This is a genomic window from Dyadobacter sp. (assembly GCF_051859145.1).
Classification (GTDB): Bacteria; Bacteroidota; Bacteroidia; order Cytophagales; family Spirosomataceae; genus Dyadobacter.
Genome location: NZ_JBHYGF010000586.1, coordinates 15,970 through 20,247, shown reverse-complemented (window position 1 = coordinate 20,247; position 4,278 = coordinate 15,970). Strand labels below are relative to the sequence as shown.

Genomic DNA, 4,278 nt, shown 5'->3' with positions numbered 1-4,278 from the left:
AAAGATGGACACCGGGCAGCGGAAAGAATGAAATCCCCCGTCTCGCCTACGTGGATGCAAACGGAAACTACGCGAACAGTTCGTCATTCTATGTAGAGGACGGTGATTACATGCGGATCAGGAACGTGACGCTCGGATACAGGATCCCGCAGGACCTTCTCGCCAAAACACGCGCATTTCAAAGCGCGCGGATTTATGTGAGCGCGCAAAATCTGTTCACATTCACCAAATATTCCGGGTTTGATCCCGAGATAGGCAGCGTTGACCCATTGCAGTCGGGCGTGGATAACGGCGTTTATCCGCAGCCGAGAACATTTATGGTCGGCGTGAGCTTTGGTTTTTAATCTTAAATCCTGAACAACATGAATAAATATATCAAATACATCGGCACATTTCTGGTTGCCACTTCGCTGGCTTCCTGCGGTGATCAGTTTTTAACACTTACTCCAAAGGATATACTCACCGACGCCAACTTTTTCCTCACAGAATCCGACGCCCAGGCTTCGCTGACCGGTATCTACGCCATTTTACAGCGCGAAGAAACGTTCAGCAATGTACGTGACGCGGCGGACATTGAATGGGCGATGGCGGGTGATATGTACGAAATGGACGGCAGCGCCAACCGTATCGAGCTGCATTCACTGAGCTTACCTTCCAACAATACCATTTTGCGCGACGTGTACCAGGGTGCTTATCAGGGAATCGGGCGGGCCAATATCGTGATCGGCCGCGTGTCTGCGATGACTAACCTTGATCCGGCAAAACAGGCCAGCATTGTAGCGCAGGCCAAATTTCTGAGAAGCCTTTTTTACTACCGCCTGGTGAGTTACTGGGGTGGTGTTCCATTGGTTACCGAAGAACTGAATGCTACTTCCAAACTGGATATTCCGCGTGCATCAGCAGCAGAAGTGTGGGCACTGATCGAATCTGACCTGAAAGAAGCGGCAGCTACATTACCAGCTACCTGGACAGGCGCAAATGTAGGCCGCGCGACCAGCACAGCTGCATTGGGTTACCTCGTAAAAGCTTCGCTCTGGCAGCAAAAATGGGCAGATGCGGTGAAATACAGCGAGCAAATTATCGCTACCAACACCCACGACCTGCTGCCCAAATTCAGGGATGTGTTCCGTGAAAGCAATGAGAACAACAAGGAGATCCTGTTTTCAACGCAGTTCCGTACTTCGGTAGATGCGGAGGGTAATAACCTCGTTAAAAGAACTGCCCCGAGGGGAGCGCCTTCGGTTTATACCGGAAGCGCCGCGTGGAGTAATTTTGTACCGCAGCAACATTGGGTAAATGCATTTGAAAAAGATGCTGCCGGCAAGATCAAAGACAAGCGTTACTGGGATGTAATTATCGGTCCGGGCGAGGCGCACCAGGATATCAAAGATTTTGTGATGCCCGCGCAGGTACCGGCAGGCTGGTCGCGTACCGGATTTATCGTAACCAAATACTGGGAAGCGCCGGCACCTACCAACTCCGGTGTAAATACGCCCGTTTTGCGCTTTGCCGAGGTGTTGCTCAACTATGCCGAAGCCTTGAACGAAACCGGGAAATCAGCAGAAGCAATGCAGCTGGTCAACAAAATCCGCACACGTGCCGGACTCGAACCGAAGGCGACAAACCTTGGAAAAGACGCGGTACTGGATGCCATTTTCTACGAGCGCCGGATGGAGTTCATCTGGGAGCCGGTGGGCGCATTCTCTGACCTGAACCGCCGCGGCCGTTTTATCTCGTTCATCAAAGCCAACAGGCCTAATTTTGCAACGCTGGAAATCGACAAAAAACCCTGGTTATCCACCGTACCGATCCTGTTTCCTATTCCGAGAGAAGCCTGGGATAAGAACAAATCACTTGAACAAAATCCGCATTACTCGTTTTAGGACTGTCAAACTTTAAATCTGTATTATGAAGGCCAGCGCGATTTCAATAATTGCCTGCCTGGTGGTTGCGGTTGGGCTGGGTAGCGAAGTAGCTGCCCAGCCCGACCTGCAAAGACGCAGGCAGTATCTGCAGGAAAGCCTCAAAATCAACGAGCCGAAAGATCACCGGCATGGGATCAGTCGCCGCATTACGGTACAGGACAGCACCTGGCTCGACTGGCTGCACCGCACCGGCGAGTTGCCACCCGACTTTTCAGCAATGCCCTCCGCGCCGTATTTGCCCGAGCCGCTGGTTACTATAAGTAATGGAAAATCCTACCCTGTTCGCACCAGGGCCGAATGGGAAGCGAGGCGCGAATGGATCAAAAAAGAATATCAGCACTGGGTTTCAGGGAAGGTACCCCCTGCCCCCAAAACCTTTGAAGTAAAAGTACTTTCGGAGAAAACCGACGGAGGTACCCGCATTGAAATGGTAGAGGTGAGATTTGGCAAAAACAATGCAGCCAAAATGACATTTGAGCTGATGATCCCGGCCGGCAAGGGACCGTTTCCCGTGTACATGGCGCCCTGGACGCACCGAAACTGGGCGCAAATGGCTGTGAGGCGGGGTTACATAGGCTGTGTGTATGCCGGCGCCGACACAAAAGATGATACGCAAGCATACCAGGCACTTTATCCCGAATACGATTTCACCGCATTGATGCGCCGCGCCTGGGGAGCTTCGCGCGTGATCGATTACCTGGTTACGCGAAAGGAAGTGGACGCGAAGAAAATCGCGATTGCCGGTCACTCCCGCAATGGAAAGCAGGCGCTCTGGGCCGGTGCATTCGACGAGCGCATTGCCGCGGTGGTATCCAGCAGCTGCGGTACCGGCGGCATCACGCCATTTCGGATGAGCGACCCGCAGTATGTAAATCAAACGCTCGATGACATTGCTTCCAATGCAGCACATTGGTTTCATCCGCGGCTGCGGTTTTTCTTCGGGCGGGAAGACAAGTTGCCAATTGACCAAAACCTGCTGATTTCACTCATCGCGCCCCGCAGTGTGGTATTTCAATATTCCGTGGTAGAACAGCAGCTGAATCCCTGGGCAAGCGAGCAGAGCTACCATTCAGCACGAAAAGTGTTCGCCTTCCTGGGCGTACCCGAGCATATTGCGCTGGCCCCGCGCATGGGCGAACACGCCGTGGCAGCGCGTGACGTAGCCCGGTGCATTGACTTCCTGGACAAGCAATTTGGAAGAAATAACATCCCCTGGCGGACTGAACTGCAATTTGATTTTGAATACAACAAATGGGCCGAAACACATGCAGGGCAAGCTTCCCAAGCTGCGCAATTGAAGCCGGTGCATTTAGATCCTGCCAAAGCGCAAAGCCAGAAAGCCGCTATCCTGAAAAACCTGCAATGGTTGCTGGGCGAGGAACCGTCGGGCGTACGCCCGGACAAGGTTGCCGTAACAGAATCTTCCCGTATAGACTGGATTGACAGGATCACCGGCAGGCCGGTTGTGAAAGGCGCTGTTGCCGAACATTTGGGACCATATACAGCTCTGGGCGACCATGTGGCAGCTACGGTTTACTATCCGGCGGACGAAACTGGCAAGAAAAAAGTACCTGCAAACGGCAAAATACCGGTCGTGATATACTTGCACGAATACGCTTACGCGCACGGCTATGCGCATGGATACAGTACAGAAAGGCAGGGAAACAGCAGGTTATTCCAGACATTCACCGACCGGGGATTTGCTGTATTCGCGCTCGATCTGTTTGGTTTCGGGACAAGAATGGAGGAAGCCCGCTACTTCTACGAGCGTTTCCCGGAATGGTCTAAAATGGGCAAGATTGTGAGCGATACAAAAGCCTGCATGGATGCATTGAGCACCTTTCCTGAGATTGATTCAAACCGGATTTTCCTGCTGGGCAACACGGTGGGCGGAATGGCGGCAATCCTCACTGCGGCCCAGGATACCCGCGTCGCCGGACTGGCAACCGTCGCCGCATTCTCCCCCTGGCGCGAATCTGATGCGACGCACGAATCGATCCGGAGTATCGCCGACTGGCACGGCTTGATGCCAAAGCTGGGCTACTATGCCAAAAAACCGCAGGACACGCCGGTGGATTTGGCCGAAATCATTTCGTGCATTGCGCCCAAACAACTGCTGGTCATCGCGCCTACGCTCGACAGGTACAGCAGCATTCCGGCAGTTCGCGCAACCATGAAAAAAGCGGAAGCTGTGTATGCAACGGGCAATGCAAGCGCTAATTTAGTAGTAAGTTATCCCGAAGAAATTAACAGGATCACACCAGAAATGTCCGCACAAATCGCTGATTTCTTTGCGAAATAAATCTTTGAAGCAGCTGCCTTGTAGGGCAGCTGCTTTCCTTTGAATAATCTG

At 52.7% G+C, this 4,278-nt stretch carries 2 protein-coding genes and 1 pseudogene; all 3 read left to right on the top strand.

The window, feature by feature from the left end:
• Nucleotides 1-344 (top strand): annotated as a pseudogene (locus ACTIE6_RS25395) (SusC/RagA family TonB-linked outer membrane protein); the annotation flags it as partial.
• An 18-nt stretch (nucleotides 345-362) separates the two neighbouring features.
• On the top strand, nucleotides 363-1,883 hold the full coding sequence (locus ACTIE6_RS25390) for a RagB/SusD family nutrient uptake outer membrane protein (RefSeq protein WP_439559286.1): 1,521 nt from the start codon (nucleotides 363-365) through the stop codon (nucleotides 1,881-1,883).
• A 25-nt stretch (nucleotides 1,884-1,908) separates the two neighbouring features.
• Nucleotides 1,909-4,227 carry a glucuronyl esterase domain-containing protein gene (locus ACTIE6_RS25385; RefSeq protein ID WP_439559285.1) on the top strand — a complete coding sequence of 773 codons (2,319 nt, stop codon included), beginning with the start codon at nucleotides 1,909-1,911 and terminating at the stop codon, nucleotides 4,225-4,227.
• The last annotated feature ends 51 nt before the right edge of the window (nucleotides 4,228-4,278 follow it).

Excerpts from the sequence above, each read along its gene's own strand:
- ACTIE6_RS25390 (WP_439559286.1), top strand. The coding sequence starts at position 363 with ATGAATAAATATATCAAATACATCGGCACATTTCTGGTTGCCACTTCG.
- ACTIE6_RS25385 (WP_439559285.1), top strand. The coding sequence starts at position 1,909 with ATGAAGGCCAGCGCGATTTCAATAATTGCCTGCCTGGTGGTTGCGGTT.